We start from the raw sequence: 24,611 nt of genomic DNA, 5'->3' as shown, positions 1-24,611 counted from the left end.
TGATGCTCTTGGCTTAGACAGTATATAACACATTGAAGAAGGAGGAATTTTAATGGAGAGTAAAAGAAAGCTGTTTAAAACAACGACGAGTTTACGAAAAATACTTGTATTCCTGGTTATACTTGCAATCGCACTCCCTGTAACCGGCACGGTTTCTGCAGCCACTCCGCCGTCACTTGTTATTACTAATACAACCTCCAACGTAACGCTGCCCAGCAGCGGTATCGTCACGCTCTCTGCGAGCGTAACTTTTACTGGGGGGACCGCGCCTGCCGGCTGGATTAATACTACACTAACTACACCCAGCGGCGTATTAACAACTCCTTTTTCTGTCACTGGAAATAAGTCATTTACTGTGTCCACCACTCTTCCCACCGCTGGACTGATAGCCGGCACATATACCTGGGCTGCAGCCTATACCGATGATGTTAATTCGGACAATAATACTGTCAGCAATCAAATTCAAACTACCGTTTACGCAGCAGATACTACCCTTGCACCCAACGCCTCCTCCTCGACCACGATCGGATCGTCCCCCGCCGTGCTCAGTTCTTCCGTGAATTTATCCGGAGGATATTACCCGACCGGTACGATTACGTTCAATCTGCACGCTCCCAGCGGAGCCGTTGTTGATACTGAGACAGTCGCCGTTAACGGAAATGGAACTTATACAACTCCAACAGGATTCACACTTACCCCATCAGGGGCGGTAACCGGCACGTATACTTGGTATGTACTTTACTCAGGTGATTCTAACAACATCAATTCCACCACTTCCAACGACTGTTCTGTAACGGTAATTCCTCTACAGGCAGACCTCTCCATCACAACTACGGCGATTAACGCGACGCCGAATGTGGGAGACACGATAGCTATCACCGTCACTGTTAAAAATAATGGGCCTGCTAGTGCGACAGGTGTCGTTGTAAACGATTTGCTGCCTGCCGGTCTGACATTCGTTTCCGCAACGCCAAGTCAAGGATCCTACAACTCCTCAACAGGAGCTTGGACTGTCGGAACCGTCGCGGTAGCATCGCCTGTATCTCTCCTGCTCCAAGCCAGAGTTGTCTCGCCGAATACTCAAACAAACTCAGCGACGATATCGCAAGCCGACCAGTCCGACCCAGACATAAGCAACAATTCGGCAACGGTAATGGTAACTCCCCAACAAGCTGACCTCTCCGTCGCAAATACGGTGAGTAACGCGACACCGAATGTCGGAGACACGATAACCTTCACCGTCACTGTCTCAAACAATGGACCTGACCGTGCAACCAATGTGGTTGTAACCGATTCGCTGCCTGCCGGTCTGACATTTGTTTCTGCAACGCCAAGTCCAGGAACGACCTACGACTCCATATCCGGAGATTGGACTATCGGAACAGTCGCACAAGCTTCGGCTCCATCTCTCAAGCTCCAAGCTGAGGTTGTCTCGCCGAATGCGCAAACAGACACAGCGACAATATCGAGGGCTGACCAGTATGACCCCAATACAGTCAACAATACGGCATCGGTAGCGGTAACTCCTGTAGCTCCCCAAGCCCCAACCTACACTGTAACCTTTGACTCCCGGCAGGGTAGTTCTGTATCAAATATAAGCGGTGTTCCCTCAGGCTCCACAATAAGCGCACCGGCTGCACCTACATTATCAGGCTATACATTTGTTGGCTGGTATAGGGAATCATCCTATACTACCGCGTGGAATTTCAGCATAGATACTGTAACCGGTAACTTAACCCTATTTGCGAAGTGGATGTATAATGGTGGCGGCGGTAGCGGTAGCGTTAGCGGGAGTAGTGGCGGTAACAGTAGCGATAGTAGTGGCGGTAGCGGAAATCCCCCTGTCACATCAACTTACTATGCAGTTGCATCAGGAACCGGCATGTCAGGTTCTACCCTGCCTATTATTACAAATACGGATGCCGGCAGCGCTGCGGTGGACCTGGGAAATATGGCAGAATATAAGCCCAATGGCGAAAAAACGATTGTTATCACCATGCCTGGCATCCCTGGAGTGAATACCTATACCTTGGGAATTCCCATTGACTACCTGTCCACGCCAGATAGCAAAGGTATTTTGGTCTTCAACACCAATATAGGCGGCATAACTCTTCCTGCGGGAATGTTGGCTAATATTGGTGGATCAAAAGGACAAAAAGCTGAAATTACCATCAGCCGGGGCGATAAATCAGGTTTGCCTAACAGCGTAAAAACAGCTATAGGTGATAGGCCGCTGATCCAATTGACAGTGAGTATAGGCGGAAAGAGGAATAATCCCAATGCACCGGTCATGATATCCATACCCTATACACCGACAGCGGCCGAGCTTGCAAGCCCCGAAAGCATTGTGATCTGGTACATCGACGACAGCAGCAAGGCGGTCTCCGTACCAAACGGACAGTATGACCCGGTCACAGGAACCGTGACCTTCTCCACCACCCATTTCTGTAACTACGCTGTAGCCTACAATCAAGTTAGCTTTAAGGACGTGGCGGCAGGCACGTGGTTTGGCCAAGCGGTTTCCTTTATTGCCGCAAGAGAGATTACCACAGGAACAAGCAGCGGGAATTACAGCCCAGATACCAAACTGATCCGTGGGGATTTCCTTGTCATGCTAATGAAGTCATATGGTATAGCCGCGGACACTAATCCGGCGGATAACTTCTCCGACGCAAGCAATGCATACTATACCGGTTATCTTGCAGCGGCAAAGCGGCTCGGCATATCCTCTGGCGTGGGTAATAATATGTTCGCACCGAAAAAGGAAATCACACGCCAGGAAATGTTTACTCTGCTCTACAATGCCTTGAAGGTCATCGGAAAACTGCCGCAAAGTCATTCCGGTAGGACGCTCTCTGATTTCACCGACGCTAACCTAATCGACTCTTGGGCAAAAGAAGCCATGACGCTGCTGATCGAAACGGGAAGCATCGGCGGCAACGCTGGAAAGCTCACCCCTACGAGCACGACTACAAGGGCGGAAATGGCGCAGGTGCTGTACAATCTATTGGCGAAGTAAATCAAATACACTTTGAAAATCAGGCCGCGAGTCAAAAAGCACGCGGCCTGTCTTACATACAATAAAGCCTGTAAATAAGTAGTAAAGAACTGGACGTAACAGTGATGAAAGGATTAGGTCATTGGGGCCTATAAGGATATTATGCGCGCGTCGATCCCTCACGCATACGTAACACGGAAACGACAAAAATCCACAACCTAATCGGTTGTGGATTTTCATAATGGAGGCGAGGGGAGTCGAACCCCTGTCCGAAGACAACGCCACATAAGCTTCTACGGGTGTAGTAACAGTTTTGATGTCACCCAATCAAGCTCCCCGTTACCGGATCTCAAAAGGGTCAGCCTGATTATCTTCTTCCGTCGACCCCAGGCGGAGACCGAAGCGGCGTATCCCACTACTTGTTAGCCCCTAGCCTAGTCACATGGGCGATGCTAGGTAGGAGCACGCTAACAGGTTATTAAGCTGCTAAAGCGTAGTTGTTTTGTTGTTTGCCGTTTAATAGGCTTTAGCGTTGATGAAGTGGACGCGTCCCCACTACCCGCAACCTATGCTCGAACTATCCCCGTCGAATCCAAGAACGCCCCCTTATTATAAAGGGCTTCTTCGGATTAGATGAGCTGCTCTGCAGCATAAGAAGCAATCTATTCCGCATCCTTTCCCTCCATAAGAAAGGATGATCAGAAGCAAATTCATCAGTCATGTAAAGGACGTTGTGTTAACCGCGCCTCTTACATTACTTATTATATCACACCATCCGGCCAAAATGACACAGAGGATGCAGGAAATACAGGTGAAACTTGGTTGTTTTCTCGCTTAACCGTGCGTTAACGCGCGATTTTCTGCTTCTCACGCAGTGCGCGCTGAATGTCACGCTGTGCATCACGCTTGGCAGCCGTTTCACGCTTGTCATACTGCTTCTTACCGCGGCCTAAGCCCAGCAGCAGCTTGGCATAGCCGTTGCGGATATAGATCTTCAGCGGAACAATAGAGAAACCCTCCTGCTTGGATTGACCTAGCAGCTTATGAATCTGCTCTTTATGCATCAACAGCTTACGCGTGCGCGTCGGATCTGTCGGATTGCTCCGGTTTCCCTGCTCAAACGGGCTGATGTGCATGTTGTGAATATGAATTTCCCCATTACGGATCGTTGCGAAGGCATCACCGATGTTCGCCTTACCGTTACGGATCGATTTGATCTCCGTCCCAGTCAGCACCATGCCTGCTTCGTACGTATCCTCGATGAAATAATCATGGGAAGCTTTCTTGTTCTGGGCCAGTACCTTCCCGTCACTCTTCTTACCACCCATGCTCTTCACTCCTCACCCATTACAAAAATAGCCGGACTTCCGGTCTTTTCTGCATCATTCATGACGCATCTAACCAGAAATCCATTGTATCAACTGACCTCCGCAAAATCAAGGTGGAGCAAGGCTCCACCCATACCCAAAGTTCAGCTGTTTTTACACCAAACTACAAACTACGTAGCAGCTAACCGATTATTTTTTCTTCTTCCGAACAAAAGCCGCCGTGCTGTTTTTACCTTCACCTTTTTTCTTCTTGCGCTTGCGGAAGCCGCCTTCTCCATTGCCTGGTGCGCTGCCTGCTTCCTGCTCGCCGCTGCGGCGCTTCTGTCCACCATCACCTGAAGATGCGCCTTCTCCAACAAACACACCGCTGCCCGATGTCTTCTTCCGGCGTCCGCCGCTAGTGTTCTCGCCTTGTGCAGGCGAGCTGTAGCCACCTTTGCCCGAGCCGAAGCCAAAGGCCATCGGACGTTTCGCTTCCACGCTTGCGTCCGAAGGGGCCGGACCGCGTCCGCCACCACGCTTGCCGCGCTTGTCCGAGCCTGGCGTCGCCGATCCAGCGCTACCTGCAGCTGGGGAGCCAGTCGCTGTGCGCTCACGTTTACCCGGCCGGCCGGATTTGCCGTCGCCTGCGCCAGCCTTTTTGCTGCGGCCTCCACCGCGCGCAAATCCGCCTTTATCGCCGCTGCGTTCGCCGCCACGACCGCCAAACCCGCCGCCGCGATTGCGCTCGCGGCGCGGCTTCATATCCAGCAGTTCAAAGTCGATGGTGTGATCGTCCATGTTAACCCGCGCCACCCGGATTTTAATCTCATCACCGATGCGATAGATCTTCGAAGTCCGCTCGCCAATCAGCGACATGGATGCTTCATCGAAATTATAATAATCATCAGTCAGTGCAGCCAGACGGATCAATCCCTCAACCGTGTTCGGCAGCTCGATAAACATACCGAAGCTGGTCACGCTGCTGATCATGCCATCGAATTCCTCTCCGACCTTGTCCAGCATATACTCCGCTTTCTTCAGCTGGTCGGTGTCGCGCTCCGCTTCAACAGCTACGCGCTCACGCTCGGAGGAGTGCTGAGCAATCTCCGGCATCCGTGATGCCAGATACTCCTGCCGCTTCTCTGACAAAATGTTATTGCTCTCAATGACCTCGCGAATAACACGGTGTATCACCAAATCCGGATAACGGCGGATCGGCGACGTGAAGTGTGAATAGAACTCAGCAGCCAGACCAAAGTGACCCGACATGTCCGCATCATACTTCGCCTGCTTCATCGAACGCAGCATCATCGTGCTGATGACCGTTTGTTCCTTGGTATCCTTGATTTGCTCCAATAAGTTCTGCAGCGCACGCGGGTGTATAGCATTGCCCCGTCCCTTAACGTGGTAGCCAAAGTTCTCGGCAAAAGCCATGAAATTCTGGAGCTTCTCAGGATCCGGATTTTCGTGAATCCGGTAGATGAACGGTACCTTCAGCCAGTGAAAATGTTCCGCTACGGTCTCGTTGGCCGCCAGCATGAACTCCTCGATAATCTGCTCGGCAATCGAGCGCTCGCGTTTCACGATATCAACCGGCTTGCCGTTTTCATCCACGATGACCTTGGATTCCACAAAATCGAAATCCACCGCGCCTCTGTTCATACGCTTCGAACGCAGTCTTAATGCGATTTCTTTCATCAATCTGAAATCGTCGACAAGATCCTTGTAGCGCTCCATCAGCTCAGGTTCTTCATCCTCGAGGATTTTACGCACATTATTATAGGTCATTCGTTCTTTCGTCTTGATGACGCTTGTAAACACGTCATGCTTTACAACCTTCATATGCTCGTCGAATTCCATCTCACAAGAAAGTGTCAGACGATCCACCTGCGGATTCAAGCTGCAGATTCCGTTGGAGAGACGATGCGGCAGCATCGGAATAACCCGGTCTACGAGGTATACGCTGCAGCCCCTATTATATGCTTCCTTGTCGAGCTCAGAGTTCTCCCGCACATAGTAGCCGACATCAGCAATATGAACGCCTAGACGGAAATGACCATTCTCCTGACGCTCCACGTTAACGGCATCATCCAAATCCTTGGCATCCTCGCCATCGATAGTGACGATTTTTTTACCGCGCAGGTCTCGGCGGCCCTGCTTTGCGATCTCTTCATCGGTGATCGAATCCGGAGCATTCTCCGCTTCTTCCATAACTTCCTCAGGGAAGCCCTCTGGCAGTTGATGCTTGCGGATAATGGATAGAATATCCACGCCTGGGTCATCCTTATGTCCCAGAACCTCGACAATTTCACCTTCCGCCGCCGTACGCCCTTCCGGATAGCTGATGATTTTCGCAACGACCTTATCCCCGTCTACCGCGCCTGCGATCGACTCCTTCGGGATGAAAATATCGCGTACAATCCGCTTATCATCCGGCAGCACAAAGCCGTATGCTTCATGCCCCTGAAATACGCCTACAACCTGACTGACAGCGCGTGTAACGATCTTCACGACTTCACCTTCAAGCTTGCCGCCTGCAGGTCCCCGGGTTGTAACGCGGGCAAGCACTGTATCGCCGTTCATGGCGCCCATGAGATCATGGGCTCCGATATACACATCCGGATGCTCCTTATCCTCGGGAATCAGGAATGCAAAGCCCTTGGCATGCATCTGCAGCCGTCCGCGCTGCAAATCCAGACGCTCTGGGAGACCATAACGGTCCGAACGTGTCATCATGATCTTCCCTTGCTGCTCAAGCGCGTTCAGCAGCTTCAGGAATTCCTTGAATTCCACCGCATCGGCGATTGCAAAATGCTTCTCAAGCTCCTGATAGGTCATTGGTTTATAATCCGGTTCCTGCATCAAATCCAGTATTGATTGTTCCGTTATCATGATTATCTCCTCGGTTGACTCGCAGTTGGAGTAATCCTTCCGCAAGTATCTATGTATTGATTCATAATGTTTTTGCCGCTTTAGTATACACATACCCTAGTATACACGAATTTAATCGTTTACATCCCTGCCAGCACCCTGAATACTGCTGAAAGTGGCGGTCGTATGCCGGTTTCAATATATCAAAAAACCCCCGCTCATCTTCATTGCAAGAGCGAAGGTTTTCTCAAATCAGCTATATTATTTCGCAAAGACAGCCGTAAGAATGGCCAGAATAAAGAAGCAGGCTGCGACAACCACCGTCACGCGCTGCAAGACCAAGTCCATGCCGCGTGCTTTCGTTTTTCCGAAAAGATGTTCTGCGCCACCGGAGATGGCACCGGCCAGACCTGCGCTTTTCCCTTTCTGCAAAAGAACAATTGCGATCAAAGCAACAGAGAAAACCACAAGCAGCACTTTCAATAAGATATCCATTCGTTCCACCTCCTAATAGCTAAACATCATCTTATATGGGATTTTTTCAAAACCCTCTAATAAATGCAAATTCATCGTCCATAAACAGCATTTTTATTGTACCATAGCCCATTTCCTAAAACAAGGACTTCCCCCTCCCTTTGGCAGAAAAAAGAACAAAAAAGCTGTTCCGGCATAAAGCCGGAACAGCTTTTATTCAGCACGAGGGCTGCAATTATCTTTTCAAGTTGTAGAAGGATTTCAGGCCGTTGTATTGAGCCAGATCAGCCAATTCGTCCTCAATGCGGAGCAATTGGTTGTACTTCGCAATACGGTCGGTACGGGAAGGTGCACCTGTTTTGATTTGGCCTGCATTGGTTGCAACAGCGATGTCAGCGATGGTGCTGTCTTCGGACTCACCGGAACGGTGGGAGATAACAGCTGTGTAGCCAGCGCGTTTTGCCATTTCGATAGCATCAAAGGTTTCAGTCAGTGTACCAATTTGGTTCACTTTGATCAGAATCGAGTTACCGATGCCTTCATCGATGCCTTTGCCTAGGCGCTCTGTGTTTGTAACGAACAGGTCGTCACCAACGAGTTGGATTTTGCTGCCAAGCTTCTGGGTAAGAAGCTTCCAACCTTCCCAGTCATCTTCGGAGCATCCGTCTTCGATCGTGATGATCGGATATTTGTCGACCCAAGAAGCGAGCAGATCAACGAATTCTGCGGAAGTGAAGGATTTGCCTTCGCCTTCGAGATGGTATTTACCGTCTTTGTAGAACTCGGTCGAAGCCACGTCCATGCCGAGGAATACGTCAACGCCTGGTTTGTAACCGGCTTTTTCAATAGCTTCCATGATGGAGGACAATGCGTCTTCGTTAGAAGTGAAGTTAGGAGCAAAGCCGCCTTCGTCGCCTACTGCAGTATTGAGGCCTTTACCCTTCAGTACGTCTTTCAAGCTGTGGAAGATTTCAGCGCCTGTACGAAGTGCTTCTTTGAAAGTAGGAGCGCCCACTGGCAGAACCATGAATTCTTGCACGTCTACGTTATTGTCGGCATGAGCGCCGCCGTTAACGATGTTCATCATAGGTACAGGCAGTTGTTTAGCGTTGAATCCGCCGAGGTATACATACAGCGGCAGGTCCAAAGCGTCAGCTGCTGCGCGTGCAGTAGCCATGGAAACAGCCAGGATAGCGTTCGCGCCCAGTTTACCTTTGTTTGGTGTTCCGTCCAGTTTGATCATCATTTTGTCGATGCCGAGCTGGTCAAGAGCGTCCATACCGATAACTTCAGGTGCGATAATTTCGTTTACGTTATTAACGGCAGTCAGAACGCCTTTACCGAGGTAACGGGATTTGTCGCCATCGCGAAGCTCAACAGCCTCGTGAGCGCCTGTAGATGCGCCGGATGGTACGATTGCGCGGCCCATAGCGCCGGATTCCAGATAAACTTCAACTTCAACAGTCGGGTTGCCGCGGGAGTCGAGGACTTCGCGTGCGTACACGTCAGAAATAATAGTCATAGTACTTGTTCTCCTTTGTCGTTCATATTTAGTCCAGGTTAAATCTCATCTATATCATTATACCGCCTATTTACGGCTTGCAATCATCGATTCTCCGGTCATTTCAGCAGGCTTCGGCAGCTGCATCAGATCGAGAATGGTAGGAGCCACATCGGCCAGGATACCTTCCTCACGCAGTGTCACGTTATCAGCTGTCAAAATAAACGGTACCGGGTTGGTCGTATGTGCTGTAAACGGACGTCCATTTTCATCAAATACCATATCGGCGTTACCGTGGTCCGCGATGATAATCGCTACCCCGCCTTTGGCAATGACGGCATCCACAACTTTACCCATGCATTCATCTGTCACTTCAACGGCCTTGATTGTCGGCTCCAGCATGCCGGAGTGTCCAACCATGTCAGGGTTCGCAAAGTTCAGGATAATCGCATCATGCTTTTCAGCCTCAATTTCCTTCACGCAGGCATCTGCCACTTCATAAGCGCTCATCTCAGGCTGCAGATCATAGGTTGCAACCTTCGGCGAATTAATCAGGATGCGCGTTTCGCCCGGAAGCTCAACATCGCGTCCACCGCTGAAGAAGAAGGTAACATGCGGGTACTTTTCCGTCTCCGCAATACGAAGCTGCTTTTTGTTGTTCTGAACAAGCACTTCACCAAGCGTATTGTCCAGGTTTTTCGGCTCGTAAGCCACAAACCCTTCCACCGTCTCGCTGAACAGCGTCAGACATACAAAATGAAGGTTCTCAGGGAACTTCGGTCCACGGTCAAAACCGCGGAAGTCCTTGTTCGTGAATACCTGGGACAGCTGAATGGCACGGTCCGGACGGAAATTGAGGAACACGACAGAATCGCCGCTTTCCACAAGAGATACCGGCTGGCCGTTCTCATCCACAATAACCGTAGGCTCTACAAACTCATCGAATACCGATTTGTTGTAGGATTCCGTAACAGCTTCCAGAGGATCGGTGTATTTAGGTCCATCACCGTACACGATCGCACGGTAAGATTTCTCTACACGCTCCCAGCGCTTGTCACGGTCCATTGCATAATAGCGGCCTTGTACGGTCGCAATCTTGCCGATGCCTACTTCTTTAATTTTGGCTTGAAGATCTTCAACGAACTTCTTGCCGGAATCCGGAGCCACATCGCGTCCGTCAAGGAAGGCGTGGATATATACTTCATCCAGTCCTTCTTTCTTGGCGAGATCGAGCATAGCGAACAAATGCTCAATGTGGCTGTGTACGCCGCCGTCCGAGAGAAGGCCGTACAGGTGCAGTTTCTTGCCGTTGTTTTTGGCAGCACGCACTGCCTCTACCAACGTCGGGTTTCCGAAGAACTCGCCCTCGCGGATCGACTTCGAAATCCGGGTCAAATCCTGATACACGACGCGTCCTGCCCCAATGTTCAAATGGCCCACTTCGGAGTTGCCCATTTGGCCTGCAGGCAAGCCTACGGCTTCACCGCAAGCAGTCAGCGTGGTATGCGGATATTTTGCTCTCAAACGGTCATAATTGGGCTTCTTGGCCTGAGCAACGGCGTTGCCCTCCTCTGTGCCGCGAAGTCCGAATCCGTCCATAATAATCAGTGCTACCGGTTTAGGTGCGGTCATCTTACTTCGCCCCCTGGGTGAGCTGGATGTAAGAGGCAGGCTGCAAGCTGGCACCGCCGACAAGAGCGCCATCGATGTCGCTTTGGCCCATGTATTCAGCTACATTCTCAGGCTTCACGCTGCCGCCGTATTGAATGCGTACCTTGTTTGCTATGCTTTCTCCATACAATCCTTTCACCAGTTCGCGGATGTAAGAAATAACTTCATTCGCGTCCTGTGCCGTTGAGGATTTACCCGTTCCAATGGCCCAGATCGGTTCGTAAGCAATGACTGCTTCAGCTGCCTGATCCGCGGACAGACCTTGGAAAGCTGCTTCCGTTTGCACTTTGCAAACATCCTTCGTTTGGCCGGCTTCACGCTCTTCGAGCTTTTCACCCACACATACGATTGGAGTCAGTCCATGGCGGAATGCCGCATGCATTTTCTTGTTGACGGTCTCGTCCGTTTCCGCAAAATAAGCACGGCGTTCGGAGTGTCCGATGATGACATAGTCCACGCCCAGATCCTTCAACATTTCGCCGCTGATTTCACCGGTATACGCACCGTTGTCTTCGAAATGCAGGTTTTGGGCACCGATTTTAAGGGAAGTTCCTTTAACTGCTTCGACCAAAGCTGGAAGATTGGTGAATGGTGCACAAATCACGCTTTCCACGCCGTCGACTTCCGCTTTTCCTTTTACTTCTTCGATGAATGCTTTGGCTTCCGGAACGGTTTTAAACATTTTCCAGTTGCCTGCAATGATTGGTGTTCTCACATGTTTCAACTCCTTCTTAAGTCCTTACAAGCTGTACCACCCGGATTATTTATCGTTCAGGGCTACGACGCCAGGAAGCGCCTTGCCTTCCATGAACTCCAGCGAAGCGCCACCGCCTGTGGAGATGTGATTCATTTTGTCAGCCAAATGGAATTTTTCCGTTGCTGCCGCAGAGTCACCACCGCCGATGATTGTGTAGCCTTCTGTTGTTGCACAAGCTTCAGCCACTTCACGCGTGCCGTTGGAGAATGGGTCGATTTCGAATACGCCCATCGGTCCGTTCCATACGACCAGCTTGGAGTTTTTGATCACTTCGGCATATTTCGCGCGGGTTTTCGGTCCGATGTCCACGCCTTCCCATTTCTCAGGGATGTTGCCTACTTCTACGATCTCAACGTTGGCATCCGCTTTGAAGTCGTCCGCAATAACGATATCCACCGGAAGCAAGAAATTCTTGCCGAGGTCCTTCGCTTTTTGGATAAATCCGAGCGCTACATCCAGTTTATCATTATCGCACAAAGACAAGCCAATTTCATATCCTTGAGCCTTCATGAAGGTATAGGACAGTCCGCCGCCGATCAGAACGTTGTCAGCAATGTTCAGCAGGTTGTCGATAACATCGATTTTATCTTTAACTTTCGATCCGCCGATAATAGCTGTGAAAGGACGTTCCGGATTCAAGAGCGCTTTACCCAGTACAGACAATTCTTTCTCCATCAAAAGACCGGATACAGCCGGCAGGAAGTGAGCGATGCCTTCTGTCGAAGCATGTGCGCGGTGAGCGGCGCCAAATGCGTCGTTAACGAACAGATCGGCAAGCTCTGCAAATTGCTTGGCAAGCTCCGGATCATTCTTTTCTTCACCAGGATAGAAACGCACGTTTTCAAGCAAAAGCACGTCGCCGTTTTGCATCTTCGCGATTTCAGCCTTTACAGCCTCGCCCACAGCTTCGTCCGCTTTTGCGACCGGTTTGCCAAGCAGCTCGGACAGACGCTCTGCAGCAGGCGTCAGACGCATGGAGTCCACAAATTGTCCTTTTGGACGGCCCATATGGCTCGCCAAAATGACTTTAGCACCGTTTTCGATCAAATACTTGATCGTTGGCAGTGTTTCGCGGATCCGTGTATCGTCAGTAATTTTGCCATCTTCCAAAGGCACATTGAAATCCACGCGTACAAATACGCGTTTTCCGTTTACTTCCACATCACGTACAGACTTTTTATTCATTGTTCGTTCCTCCGCACCCATTATTTGTTTGTATCAGGAATCAGGGGTAACAGTTATAGAATGAACTAAAGAGAAGTCATGCCCCGAACACCTATCTGCCCGCAAAGCCTTTAGTTCAATCTATAATAAGTATCGGGATTTTTACAATCCTCTAGATTCTATCTATCCAAACTCTCCAGTTTCTCTATCCAAATCTTTTCTCTATCCGAAAAAACCTGGTATTTATAAAGAGCGGAAACAAAAAGTTCTGTTTCCGCTCCATATGTTCGTTAAACGGCGTCGTTATTACTTAGCCAGTTTAGCGAAGTATTCCAATGTGCGAACCAATTGAGCTGTGTAGGACATTTCGTTGTCATACCAAGCTACTGTTTTAACGAGTTGCTTGTCGCCAACAGTCAGCACTTTTGTTTGAGTAGCGTCGAAGAGGGAACCGAAAGTGATGCCTTTGATATCGGAAGATACGATTTCGTCTTCAGTGTAGCCGTAAGTTTCTGGATCGGAAGCTGCTTTCATAGCTGCGTTAACTTCGTCAGCTGTTACTTTTTTGTCCAGAACAGTTACGAGCTCAGTCAGGGAACCCGTTGGTACCGGAACACGCTGAGCTGCACCGTCAAGTTTGCCTTGAAGATCAGGGATTACCAGACCGATGGCTTTAGCAGCACCAGTTGTGTTAGGAATGATGTTCTCAGCAGCTGCACGAGCGCGGCGGAAGTCGCCTTTTGGATGTGGAGCATCCAAAGTGTTTTGGTCGCCAGTGTAAGCATGGATTGTAGTCATCAGGCCTTCAATGATACCGAACTTGTCGTTCAATGTTTTAGCCATTGGTGCGAGGCAGTTCGTTGTGCAAGAAGCGCCGGAGATTACTGTTTCAGTTCCGTCCAGAGTTTCATGGTTTACGTTGTAAACGATCGTTTTCATATCGCCAGTAGCTGGAGCGGAGATTACAACTTTCTTAGCTCCACCTTTCAGGTGCTTTTCAGCTGCTTCTTTAGTAGTGAAGAATCCAGTACATTCAAGAACGATATCAACACCGAGGTCTCCCCAAGGAAGCTCTTCAGGGTTACGGTTCGCAAGAACCTTAACTTCTTTGCCGTTTACTTTGAAGAAGCCGTCATGAACTTCAACGTCGCCACCGAATTTGCCTTGCGTTGTATCATATTTAAGCAAATGAGCCAACATTTTAGCATCAGTCAAGTCGTTGATTGCCACAACTTCGATGCCTTCCACATTTTGAATGCGGCGGAAAGCGAGTCGTCCGATACGTCCGAAACCGTTAATGCCTACTTTTACACTCATTGAATAGTCCTCCTAGAATTTCTTTTTTTTGAGGATTCTGCAGAAGCCGTTCATACGGTCGCAAAATCCAGTATTTATTCAAAACAGGCATTACACCTGTATTGATAACTCTGTTGTGTTATTGACTTTCCGGTAATTGTCCATCAATCCGTCTGCAAATTTCGATTGCTGCTGCTTCATCCGTAACGAGAATGTTCTCATGTCCGAACTTCAGCACCGAGTGAATGGCATCCGCCTTGTCTCTCCCGCCAGCGATCCCAATCACAATCTCCGTACTCACAATATCCTCGAGCCGGAGGCCAAGCGTGAGCATCCGATGAACAACTTCACCCTGTTCGTTAAAGTAGTAGCCAAAAGATTCAGCCACCGCGCCTTCCTTCTGAATATCCTGCACCGCAGATAAATCCAGCCTTCTGCGCCGGGTCATTTCCATTGCGTCCCCAATGCCGTGCATAATAATACGGCACTGCCGGATCACCTGTACAATCTCCTGGATATTCCGGTCCTGTACAAGCGATTGATACGCGTCATCGCTCAGCAGATCCGGTACATGAAGCAGCCGGTACTGTGCGCCTACACGCTTCGCCATGGTTGAGGCAATGGTGTTCGCCTGGAATTCCATACTCTCTCCAAGGCCGCCCCTCGCCGGTACAAACCAGCTGTTCTTCATTGGGACAGACACTTGAGGATTGAGCTCCTCCGCGACAGCTGCCAGCGTGGAACCACCGGTAACTGCCACGGTGTCTTCCTGATTCATAACTCCCAGCAAAGCCTTGGCCCCTGCACGTCCGAGATCCCGTTTGGTCAGCGGCGAGGTTTCACAATCTCCCGGCACGACCACAACCTTCTGCAGGCCGTAGGCATGACGGATTTTCTCGCCGAGCTCGTTCAGTCCGAACAGCTCCTTGGCCATCGGTCCCATCTGTTCCAGCAGGCTTCTTCCCGCTTCGCTGATCTTCATGCCGGAGCTCTCAATTTCAATGAGGCCTTGGGCTTTCAACAGATCTGTCTCTGCCCGCAAAACCCGCTCCGTCATATGAAGCGATGCTGCCAGCGTACGCCGGCCTATCAGCTCCGAAAGCATGATCTGATGAAGAATGGTGTACCTTGTCTTGAGGATGTCCATGAGATCAGGCAGAAGCTGCTTTTGTATCTCTATTATTTTCCGCATTGCTTTCCACTCCTGCAACTTCAACTTCCTTCACTCTGACTCCATGGCCCTAAAATGTCCCGGGTTAACGTTTTAAGTCCCACTTACATTCTACTCAATTTTCAGGCCAGTTGCAAGTAGTCCAACGTCTATCATTCACATTCTTCTTTCCTCTTATACGGGTGTACAGGCAAAAGGCCCGCAGCGCCGCTAATAACACGTGCTTGTCCCTATTCACCAAAAGATCTCTTGCAATCTTCAGCCATTTATCATATAATAATTTTTGCTGTATAGGACATGTGGTGAATTGATTAACCAGCACCCATTTTACAGAAATTACATTATGCGCCCGTGGTCCAATGGATATGACGTAGGCCTCCGGAGCCTGAGATCGAGGTTCGATTCCTCGCGGGCGCGCCATTATTTTTACCAAACTTCTACCATATGTTTAACCAGCAGGACAAAAGCCAATCATCGGCTATTTTTTTTACCCTGAGTTTGACTTTCTTTGACTTTTTGTTTGAAATTGTTTATCATGTGGTTAATACGGTAACAGTATGTATAGAATGATTATACTTGATCTATGTGAATAGGGAGGTTTTCCACGTGAGTTATGTACCTATGGTCGTTGAACAAAGCAACCGCGGCGAACGCGCGTACGACATTTATTCCAGACTCTTGAAAGACCGCATTATTTTCCTGGGTTCCGATGTCAACGACGTGGTTGCCAATTCGATTATTGCCCAGCTTCTGTTCCTGGCTGCCGAAGACCCTGAAAAGGATATTCACCTGTACATCAACAGCCCGGGCGGCTCCATTACAGCCGGTATGGCGATTTTTGATACAATGCAGTACATCAAGCCGGATGTGTCTACCATCTGCGTAGGCCTCGCTGCTTCCATGGGCGCATTCCTCTTGAATGCGGGTGCCAAAGGCAAACGTTTCGGTCTGCCAAACAGTGAAATCATGATTCACCAGCCGCTCGGCGGCGCTCAGGGCCAGGCAACGGATATCGAGATCCGCGCCCGCCGCATCCTGAAGATGCGTGATACGTTGAACCGCATCCTCGCTGATCGTACGGGTCAACCGCTGGAACGGATCGAGAAGGATACGGACCGCGACTACTTCATGAGTGCAAAAGATGCCGCTGAATACGGCCTGATCGATAAAGTATTGGAGCATCCTCCGGTACAAGGCGTCTAAGCTTCTAGGCATTAAAAGAGAGCTGCTTCCTGAAGCAAAGGAGGCGGCTCTCTTTTTATCATATTCCATGCTTACATTCCATCGTATTTTCTGAATGCCACAATAAAAGGTGCCGCTGGCTTAATACCCGCGGCACCTTTTTTTTATTTTCGAATGAAAAATATTTTATTTGTAATCCGCGAATGGATCGGTACCCTTCGGAAGCAGCTCACCGAAGCTGAACGTATATGTCGGAAAGCCGGCTGCATAAGGCGCAATTTCATATTGCTGATAGTAGATAGCAAGTCCGCCCTCTTTGACATAGAAATTCGGCTGATCCGAGAGGCCTGCTCCCTTGGCGTCAAAGGTAACCTTTATCGTCTTCTGTTTCAGCAGCTTGTCGAGCTTCTGCTTGTAATCCGGTGCGGCTTTAAGCACATCGCCCAGCTCCAGCTGCTTGCCGTCCTTCAGAGAGAAGGTCATGCCGTCGCGGTAGGTGCTTCCGTGAGCCCCACCCGAATATCCATACTTGTCGGTAACCACGCTGAGAATTCCTTCACGGTTGTAGGTAACAACGAAGCTCTGGATAAAGTCGTACATATGCTCGATCTTACCATCCCTGTGGCTCGCCTGCTCTTCGCTATCTGCAGCAAAGGCTTCAGCATCATCCTTAAAGGCTTTGTTGATCTTGGATTGCACATCCTCAGGGAGTCCACTCACTTTCGGATAATGAATCACGATACTAGCGTTTTTATTGCTCTTGGTCAGGGTTTCACTGGAAACACTGATGTTGTTCATCTCCTGCTTGCTGATGTCGAGCGACTTTAGGGAAGGATTCCATACGCCCTTAAAGCCCATAAAATCGTTCAGCACCTTAAATGGCACGTACAGATGACCGCCGATATTTTTGGATTCATAGATATCGATGTCGTTATCGCCGTAGCTATAAATATAATAGCTGTTCAGATTCGAGGTCACACCATACTCGGACAATTCGAGATTCAGCTTGGTTGTTCCGCTTCCAATGCTGTAAGTTTTCGTACCCGGGTTATAATTCAGCGGCAGACCCAGCGAATCACGCAGAACCGTCACCGGAATCATCGTAATGCCGTTTACGATTTTCCCCTGCTCTTTTAAAGTTGTACCGTTATATTTGAGGACAACGGACGGCTGCACACTTTGCTTTGCTACCGGTTTAACGGCCGCAGCATGTACCATTGCTCCCCCTGTCATATTCGCTCCGCCAAAAAGCACGCCGGCAGCAAGTACAGCCGCGCTCCATTTCATTGTTTTATTCATTGATTGCGTCCCCTCTCTCCAAAGATTGCTACATATGCTAGTCATATGAATGATTACAGAATTTATCCACTTCCCCATTATACAAAGGGACTCGCCTTATTTGATGACAAACGCGGTTACAGTATTGTCGTTTACAAGCGAAAAAAGTATAATTCTGTTCATCATTTTTCCATATGCCTGGATAAATCCAGTACTAAGACGATTTACTTGAACGCTTGCAAAGGATCAGCATCTGCTGGCAGCAGCTCGTGGAAACCTACCGTATAAGTCTGAATTCCTTTGACAAAGGATTCCGGACCGGTATTTCCGAAGTAAAAGTTCAGACCCGCACCGGATACGTAGAATTGGAGAGAACTCCGGTCATTTTCAAGAATCATGGTATTGCCATCCTTCTTCATACGCTGCTCCAGAATCTGATACAGCTTCTGCTCTGCTCCGCTGCCTTGGGGAAGCAGATCACTCAAGCTTAAGGGACGTCCATCCTTCAGGGAGAAGGTCAGGGCCTCACGCTGAACAGGATCCTCGCCGCCGGTATACGTAGATTGGTCAGTCAACACACTGAGGATACCATTTTGATTGTACGTCACCACATAATTCGTATTATAGCTGTAGGGAAAAGGAACAAGTTTAGGATCGCGGTGTAAAGATCTTTCGTTTCCTTCCGCTGCAAAAGCATCCGCTTTTCTCTTGAATTCTTCGTTGATCTGCTGCAGTACCTGTGTATCAGCCAATCCGGTAATCTGAGGATATTGGATCATCGTCTCGAGATCTTTGGTCTTCTGCGATAAAGTCCCCGTCATCACTTGGATGGCGTTGGTATCCCTTTTCTCCAGCTTCAGCGTACGAGTTACCGCATCGTACTCTCCCTTGTAATTGAGCACATCATTCAATAGCTTGAAAGGTACATAAAGCCTGCCTTGAATATTCACAGCGTTGTACTCGGTACTGATGCTTCCCATATAAAAATGGTTTACACTCGTCAGCACACCGTATTCGGATGTGTCCAAATTTAGCTGGCTGGCTCCTGAGCCCACATTATACGTATACGTGCTGTTATCGTAGGAGATGGGAAGACTCATGACATCCCTAAGTACTGTAATCGGAACCATGGTTCGCCCGTTTACCAGCAATCCCTTCTGCTGCAGCTTATTATCATTAAATATGAGTTGTACCTGTACCCTCTGTACGGCCTTTGTGAGAGCAGGCGCTTTTACTGAAGCCGGAGCTTTCGCGGCCTGAACTGCGTTTGCTCCGCCCATCAGCAAACCTGCTGACATCATGATGGAACTCCATTTCATCCATTTATTCATTTTTCCCGGTTCTCTCCCATTCCAATTCCAATAAATATGCGCTAGGGATTATTACCCAAACTTGCAGGCATTTATATCCTAAGCGATGTAAAAGAGAGATAAGTAACAAGAAAATGACAGGTGAGGGAGCCTTTTTTAGTCTTTTTACAATTTATTTGCCCGCGGACGTTTGTTATAGCCCTTATCATCATAAGGTTGGAGCTTCTCAAGCCATTCCTTCTCCATCTTGGCCACCTTATCCGTATAAATCTTTTGCTGCTTCTGATCATTAGCCGCCTGTGGATCAGGCTGCAGCTCCTCAAGAATTTCAAAAGCAAAAGCTTCCTCCCCAAGCTCCTTCCAGTCTTTTTGCAAGGCTGGACTGACATGGTAATTAGAATAAAGTCTCGCTTTCTGGCCGTTAATTGCTCCCGGCACATTCGTGCTGCTTGTCACATATATCTTTCCATTTTCCAGGTTGCGGATTTGGATAACCCCCATAGGTCGCGGCGTGCTCATATATTCATCTACCAGTTCTTTTCTTCTCTGGTTTTTCATTTCTTTCTTCACCTTCCCTTTCTCTTCGGTCTGCTTAACCCAATATTCGCTACCGTCCGGCAAACGGTCCATAAAGCCATATTCGATCAAAAACCTTCTCATCGTCACAAAGTCTGCGTAGCGTGCTTCAATGACTTGGTTGACCTCTTTTTCGGAATAGATGCGCCCCTGCTCGAAATCTCCGGCCATGTGCCGCAGAACAGCAACTCTGCGCTTTTCCTGTTTAGGAAAAGATGTAAGCGGTCCATACAGCCCATCCGCGAAATATTTGCTTAAAATCTGCTCATTCTCTTCATTTGTAATTGAAAGACGCTCGCCCAGCTTGCCTGGCAGCTTGGATTGCGCAGTTTTAGACGAAGCAGCCGATGGCTGGCGGCCGGGGCCCTTCCCGCCTTCCTCCATCAGTTCCATCACAGCCAGGAACAACTTCGCCTGCTTCATCTTCTCCCGCAGCATAAAGCGGTGATTACGGATGGTGGACGTGCTCCCCCCGTCAATCTCGGCAATAATGTCATGATCACTTAATCCCCGGTTGAACAATCCGATAAGCGTACGCTGCAGATCCGTCAATCCCGTTACCTTCTTGTCGAGGCTCAGCAGATAATCGAGCATGGAATCATGCCCATCCTGTATATGGCGGCGCATGGACTTCTCTGCTTCATATAAAATCCCGTTCTCCAGGTAGACAATTCCTTTTTCTGTTTGGTACCCGCAAATCAGGCATGTATACGTATCCACACCGGAATCCTCCACATACCCTCGTTTAAGATCATGAATATCGGCATGCAGCAGATCTTCGGAAACAGTATCCATTAGCAAACAACTCCTCATAACATTTATTATATATTAGACATTTTATATTATTGCCTATTATTTTTCAACAGAAGTCATTATTATTCACAAAAAAAACCCTCTCCATAAAGGAAAGGGGCTTTGCTCTCTATGATAACTGCTGTTGCAGCATTCCGGTGATTACTCCCGTCCGCTCTTGAGTTCAGTCCAGAAACGGTCGTATACCTGAAGCGTCGAGCCGACGTCTCCGAGCCATTCGGTACGCTTCATCTCATCTTCAGTCAGATTAATCATATGGTTGTTACGGTATGCTTCACTGTGATATTGCATCGCCTTGGCGTTTGGATCGCTGTAGCCGACAGTTTCGTAGTTCTTCGCACTCACCTGCGGATCCAGCATGTAGTTGATGAACTTTTCAGCCAGCTCCTTGTTTTTTGCGCCTTTTGGAATCGCATAGTTGTCAGAGAAGATCGTGGAACCTTCTTTGGGTACTACATATTCAATATCTGGATTGTCCTTCACAATAAAGGCAGCGTCACCGGACCAAACCGCTCCGATCCAGCCTTCTTCCTGAATCATTTTCTGTTTAATGGTATCTGTATCAAAAGCAAGCACGTTTGGCAGCAGCTTTTTCAGATCATCCACAGCGGATTTGATTTCGCCTTCATTCGTGGAGCTGTTGGAATGGCCTTGCTTTTTCAGCGCCATGCCGATCACCTCGCGGTTGTCATCCAGCAGCAGCACCTTGCCTTTATAAGCAGGATTCCACAGGTCTTCCCAGCTGTCGATCTTGTCCTTCACATACTTCTTGTTATAAGCAATACCGGTCACACCGGACATGTACACGATCGAATATTTATTGCCTGGATCATAGACCGGATCTTTCAAAGATTCCTGAACGTTGGCGAAATTCGGAACGTTTTTCATATCCAGCGGCTCAAGCAGCTGGTTCTTGATCATGGTAGCCACCATATAATCGGAAGGCTGGATCAGATCATAACCGCCTCCGCCTGCCTTGATCTTGGCCAGCAGGTCCTCATTGTTTGCATAGTTATCGTACGTGATATCAACGTTGTACTTGTTCTCAAAATCCTTCAGTACATCCTCGTCGAAATTATCCGCCCAACTATAAATATGAAGCGTCTCCTTGGAGGAGCACCCTCCCAAAGATGTTAATGACAATGCAGCAATAGCCCCTGCCAGCAGCAAGCCGGCGATACTCTTTCTTTTCACAGTTACATATCTCCTCTCTTTCCGTTACTCCATTTTATTGGATCATGCGATTTTACTTTTCAATACCTTAATACCCCGAACAGTCATCTGCCCGAAAAACACCTTAAATCGGTAGTGTCTTATGCTTCTTCTGTCCTTTGCCCCGGTTCAGGAAGAACTGCGCCAGCAGAATCAGCGTCACACTCACCAAGATCAACAGCGTACATAGTGCATTGATTTCCGGCGAGATTCCCCGCTTCACCTGCCCGTAAATATAGATCGGCAGCGTGGTCGAGCTCGGGCCCGCCACGAAGAAGCTGACCATGAAATCATCCAGGGACATCGTAAAGGCAATCAGTGCCCCCGAGATGATCCCCGGAGAAATCTGCGGCAGCGTCACATACCTGAATGTCTTCCAGCCGGTAGCACCCAGATCTGAAGCAGCCTCTTCGAGCTGCCGTCCCATACCGGCCAGACGTGCGGTTACCACCACATAGACATAAGACATGCTGAATGTGATATGGGCGATAATGACGGTCGCCTTACCCAGCGGAATATGCATTTGGTTAAACAGTACCAGCAGCGACAAGCCCATAATAATATCCGGAATGACGACAGGCAGGTACATCAGGCCATTCATGCCGCCCTTCCATCTCCTGCTTAGATTGCGGAGCGAGAGCGCGGCGAGTGTCCCCAGCAGCGTTGCAGCAATTGTGGAAATCACCGCTACCGTCAAGCTGTTGGTGAGTGCCTCCATGACATGCCGGTCCTTCAGCAGCGAGGTATACCATTCAAACGTAAAGCCCTTCCAGTCCCCGCTCAGTCTCGTGTTGTTGAACGAGTATACGATGATGAGCAGGATGGGCACATAGATAAAGATCATCATCAGCAGAGAATGAATTCCCAAGAGGGGATGACTTTTCTTCTTCACGCGCTCCCCTCCTTTACACGATCAGCCTTGGACTGCATCGCCCGGTTAAACAGTAAAATCAGGATCAGTGACGTTATAACGAAAATGACGGATAGCGCAGACCCGAACGGCCAGTTGCGCGCCCCCAGGTACTGTGACTGGATGATGTTACTGATCATCATGGATTTTGCACCGCCCAGAATGTCTGTAACCACAAACATCCCCGTTGTAGACACATAGACCAGCACACAGCCGGTCATGATGCCCGATTTGCTCTGCGGCAGCGTAATATGGCGGAACGCCTTCCAGCGCGTAGCGCCGAGGTCGCTGGCTGCATCCAGCAGCCGCTTGTCCATCTGCTCAAGCGCCACATAAATCGGCAGCACCATAAACGGAATGAAGTTGTACACCATGCCAAGCAGTACGGCTCCTTTGGTATACAGCATTTGCACCGGATCCTGAATCCATCCAAAATGCAGCAGCAGCGAATTCACGATGCCCTGCGTCCGCAGCAGAAGTACCCACGCATAAGTACGGATCAAGAAGTTGATCCAGAATGGAATTGTAATCAGTACAAGGCCCCAAGTCTGGATTTTCGGCGCAGCATTGGCAATATAATAAGCCAGCGGGTAGCTGACCAGCAGACAAATCACGGTTGTCACCACGGACAGAACAAGTGTGTCCCAGTAGATGCCGAGATATAGTGAGTCAAAAAAAGTCTTGTAGCCGGTCAGGCTGAAGCCAAAGACAACATTGCCCAGTGTGTCGCGATTCATAAAAGAGATTACCACGACAATGATCATTGGAATGAGAAGGAAAAGCGCCATCCACAGCAGCACGGGTATCATCAAAAATTTCGATTTTCTCATGCCCCGATGACCACCTCGTCCTTCGGACTCCAGTTCACCCCGATCTTCTCACCGATTTGCCACGGTCTTTCATCCGTAAAGTCGAGCGCTATCGTAACGGCCATCGGCTCATGATCGAGATGGACCGTCAGCTTATGCACGTTGCCTAAATACAGGACATCCTGAATGACTCCCGTCACACGGGCTTGTTCCAATTCACGCACCGGGCGAAGCTTCTCCGGACGAACGGCAAAAAGCCCTTGGGCAGAAGAGAAAATGTTATTCTCACCCACAAAGGTTGCAGCAAATAAGGTTTTTGGCGTTGCATAGATTTCTCTCGGCGTACCTACCTGCTCAACCTTTCCGTTATTCAAAATGACGATCCGGTCGGACAGCATCATGGCTTCCTCCTGGTCATGCGTTACATACACAAAGGTAATTCCCAGTGAACGCTGCAGATGCTTGAGCTCGGACTGCAGATTTTTGCGGAGCTGCAGATCCAGCGCGCCAAGCGGCTCGTCCAGCAAAAGTACTTTCGGTTTATTCGCAATCGCGCGGGCAATAGCCACACGCTGCTGCTGTCCGCCTGAAAGCTGATGCGGATAACGCGAAGTAAGTGCCGTAAGCTGCGTCATAGCCACCGCTTCTTCAATCCGCTTCTTTTGCTCTGGCTTAGGCATCTTTTTCATTTTCAGCCCGAAAGCAATGTTCTCCTCAACCGTCATATGCGGAAACAGCGCGTAGTGCTGGAATACGAGGTTCAAATCCCGCTGGTTTGGCGGAAGATTCGTCACTTTCTGGCCTGCCAATACGACATCACCGTGAGTTGGCGTCTCAAAACCGGCAATCATGCGAAGTATAGTCGTCTTACCACAGCCGCTTGGACCGAGCAGAGTCAGGAATTCTCCCTCTTCGATGTTCAGTGACAACGGATGCACGACCACTTGTCCCTCGAAATGCTTCTCAATCTGGACAAGGTCAATCATATGCATCAACCCCCTATCATGTATTTCAGGATCTCTAAAATCCATCTTTTCAGATAAAACTTCCCCTTACATTAAGAAAAGCGTCTATCGACTTAAAATTCACAGAAGACAGACCGCCGTTTGGTGTGCATTTAAGAAAAAAAGCCATATTCATGGGTATGGCTTACCAGGCTTGAAATTATTCATTTATAAGAAGATACACATATATCATTCCCTGGAAGTAACCCTTGTAAGTACAAAAATTCGCATATTCACTATACCGTTTTTTCTCCCTCGGTACAACTCTTTTCTATAGGATTCGACAGGAAAAAGCTGCATATGT

The 24,611-nt window shown here is 49.1% G+C and carries 17 protein-coding genes, 1 tRNA gene, 1 other RNA gene and 1 pseudogene; 3 read left to right on the top strand and 17 right to left on the bottom strand.

Annotated elements, in window-relative coordinates:
• Positions 1–52 precede the first annotated feature (52 nt).
• Entirely contained in the window at positions 53–3,019 is a 2,967-nt protein-coding gene (locus E6W40_RS21765) for an S-layer homology domain-containing protein (protein ID WP_136607679.1), read from the top strand.
• A 218-nt stretch (positions 3,020–3,237) separates the two neighbouring features.
• Here the strand turns inward: E6W40_RS21765 and ssrA are convergent.
• The 10 genes from ssrA to E6W40_RS21715 form a co-directional block, all read right to left on the bottom strand.
• Positions 3,238–3,604: a transfer-messenger RNA gene (gene ssrA / locus E6W40_RS21760) on the bottom strand.
• Between the two features lie 239 nt (positions 3,605–3,843).
• Positions 3,844–4,326, bottom strand: coding sequence for an SsrA-binding protein SmpB (smpB, locus tag E6W40_RS21755; protein ID WP_136607678.1), 483 nt, complete (start codon positions 4,324–4,326; stop codon positions 3,844–3,846).
• A 189-nt stretch (positions 4,327–4,515) separates the two neighbouring features.
• A complete protein-coding gene (rnr, locus tag E6W40_RS21750; protein WP_136607677.1) occupies positions 4,516–7,200 on the bottom strand; it encodes a ribonuclease R in 2,685 nt (894 codons plus the stop codon).
• 240 nt (positions 7,201–7,440) lie between these two features.
• Positions 7,441–7,674 (bottom strand): preprotein translocase subunit SecG, encoded by a 234-nt coding sequence (gene secG / locus E6W40_RS21745; protein ID WP_136607676.1) that lies wholly within the window; start codon positions 7,672–7,674, stop codon positions 7,441–7,443.
• A gap of 214 nt (positions 7,675–7,888) precedes the next feature.
• A complete protein-coding gene (eno, locus tag E6W40_RS21740) occupies positions 7,889–9,175 on the bottom strand; it encodes a phosphopyruvate hydratase (protein ID WP_136607675.1) in 1,287 nt (428 codons plus the stop codon).
• A gap of 66 nt (positions 9,176–9,241) precedes the next feature.
• Positions 9,242–10,786 (bottom strand): 2,3-bisphosphoglycerate-independent phosphoglycerate mutase, encoded by a 1,545-nt coding sequence (gene gpmI, locus E6W40_RS21735; RefSeq protein ID WP_136607674.1) that lies wholly within the window; start codon positions 10,784–10,786, stop codon positions 9,242–9,244.
• A 1-nt stretch (position 10,787) separates the two neighbouring features.
• A complete protein-coding gene (tpiA, locus tag E6W40_RS21730; RefSeq protein ID WP_136607673.1) occupies positions 10,788–11,540 on the bottom strand; it encodes a triose-phosphate isomerase in 753 nt (250 codons plus the stop codon).
• A gap of 45 nt (positions 11,541–11,585) precedes the next feature.
• Positions 11,586–12,767, bottom strand: coding sequence for a phosphoglycerate kinase (locus E6W40_RS21725; RefSeq protein ID WP_136607672.1), 1,182 nt, complete (start codon positions 12,765–12,767; stop codon positions 11,586–11,588).
• Between the two features lie 285 nt (positions 12,768–13,052).
• Positions 13,053–14,063 (bottom strand): type I glyceraldehyde-3-phosphate dehydrogenase, encoded by a 1,011-nt coding sequence (gene gap / locus E6W40_RS21720; protein ID WP_136607671.1) that lies wholly within the window; start codon positions 14,061–14,063, stop codon positions 13,053–13,055.
• Positions 14,064–14,181: 118 nt separating this feature from the next.
• Positions 14,182–15,234, bottom strand: coding sequence for a sugar-binding transcriptional regulator (locus E6W40_RS21715; protein WP_136607670.1), 1,053 nt, complete (start codon positions 15,232–15,234; stop codon positions 14,182–14,184).
• A 324-nt stretch (positions 15,235–15,558) separates the two neighbouring features.
• Between E6W40_RS21715 and E6W40_RS21710 the strand changes: the two genes are divergently transcribed.
• Positions 15,559–15,633, top strand: a tRNA-Arg gene (locus E6W40_RS21710).
• A gap of 186 nt (positions 15,634–15,819) precedes the next feature.
• Positions 15,820–16,416 (top strand): ATP-dependent Clp endopeptidase proteolytic subunit ClpP, encoded by a 597-nt coding sequence (gene clpP, locus E6W40_RS21705; protein ID WP_136607669.1) that lies wholly within the window; start codon positions 15,820–15,822, stop codon positions 16,414–16,416.
• A 165-nt stretch (positions 16,417–16,581) separates the two neighbouring features.
• Here clpP and E6W40_RS21700 read toward each other — a convergent pair whose 3' ends face one another.
• The 7 genes and pseudogenes from E6W40_RS21700 to E6W40_RS21670 all read right to left on the bottom strand — a co-directional run bounded on the left by E6W40_RS21700 (position 16,582) and on the right by E6W40_RS21670 (position 24,295).
• The gene (locus E6W40_RS21700; protein WP_168929001.1) at positions 16,582–17,694 is read right to left on the bottom strand and encodes a PdaC/SigV domain-containing protein; all 1,113 of its coding nucleotides are present in this window, start codon (positions 17,692–17,694) and stop codon (positions 16,582–16,584) included.
• Positions 17,695–17,897: 203 nt separating this feature from the next.
• Positions 17,898–19,004: a PdaC/SigV domain-containing protein gene (locus E6W40_RS21695; protein WP_136607667.1), complete on the bottom strand. Its 1,107-nt coding sequence runs from the start codon at positions 19,002–19,004 to the stop codon at positions 17,898–17,900.
• A 570-nt stretch (positions 19,005–19,574) separates the two neighbouring features.
• A pseudogene (locus E6W40_RS30155) lies at positions 19,575–20,354 on the bottom strand (DUF2087 domain-containing protein); the annotation flags it as partial.
• A 159-nt stretch (positions 20,355–20,513) separates the two neighbouring features.
• Positions 20,514–21,566, bottom strand: coding sequence for a polyamine ABC transporter substrate-binding protein (locus E6W40_RS21685; protein WP_136607665.1), 1,053 nt, complete (start codon positions 21,564–21,566; stop codon positions 20,514–20,516).
• 103 nt (positions 21,567–21,669) lie between these two features.
• Positions 21,670–22,476 carry an ABC transporter permease gene (locus tag E6W40_RS21680; protein WP_136607664.1) on the bottom strand — a complete coding sequence of 269 codons (807 nt, stop codon included), beginning with the start codon at positions 22,474–22,476 and terminating at the stop codon, positions 21,670–21,672.
• Entirely contained in the window at positions 22,473–23,324 is an 852-nt protein-coding gene (locus E6W40_RS21675) for an ABC transporter permease (protein ID WP_136607663.1), read from the bottom strand. Before E6W40_RS21675 ends, E6W40_RS21680 begins: the two co-directional genes overlap by 4 nt.
• Positions 23,321–24,295, bottom strand: a complete 975-nt coding sequence (locus tag E6W40_RS21670) for an ABC transporter ATP-binding protein (protein ID WP_211147060.1) — start codon at positions 24,293–24,295, stop codon at positions 23,321–23,323. The genes E6W40_RS21675 and E6W40_RS21670 overlap by 4 nt, the downstream gene beginning before the upstream one ends.
• Between the last annotated feature and the right edge of the window lie 316 nt (positions 24,296–24,611).

Origin of the sequence: Paenibacillus dokdonensis (assembly GCF_004916975.1) — a bacterium.
GTDB lineage: Bacteria > Bacillota > Bacilli > Paenibacillales > Paenibacillaceae > Paenibacillus_AQ > Paenibacillus_AQ dokdonensis.
This window is presented reverse-complemented; position numbering and strand designations above follow the sequence as displayed.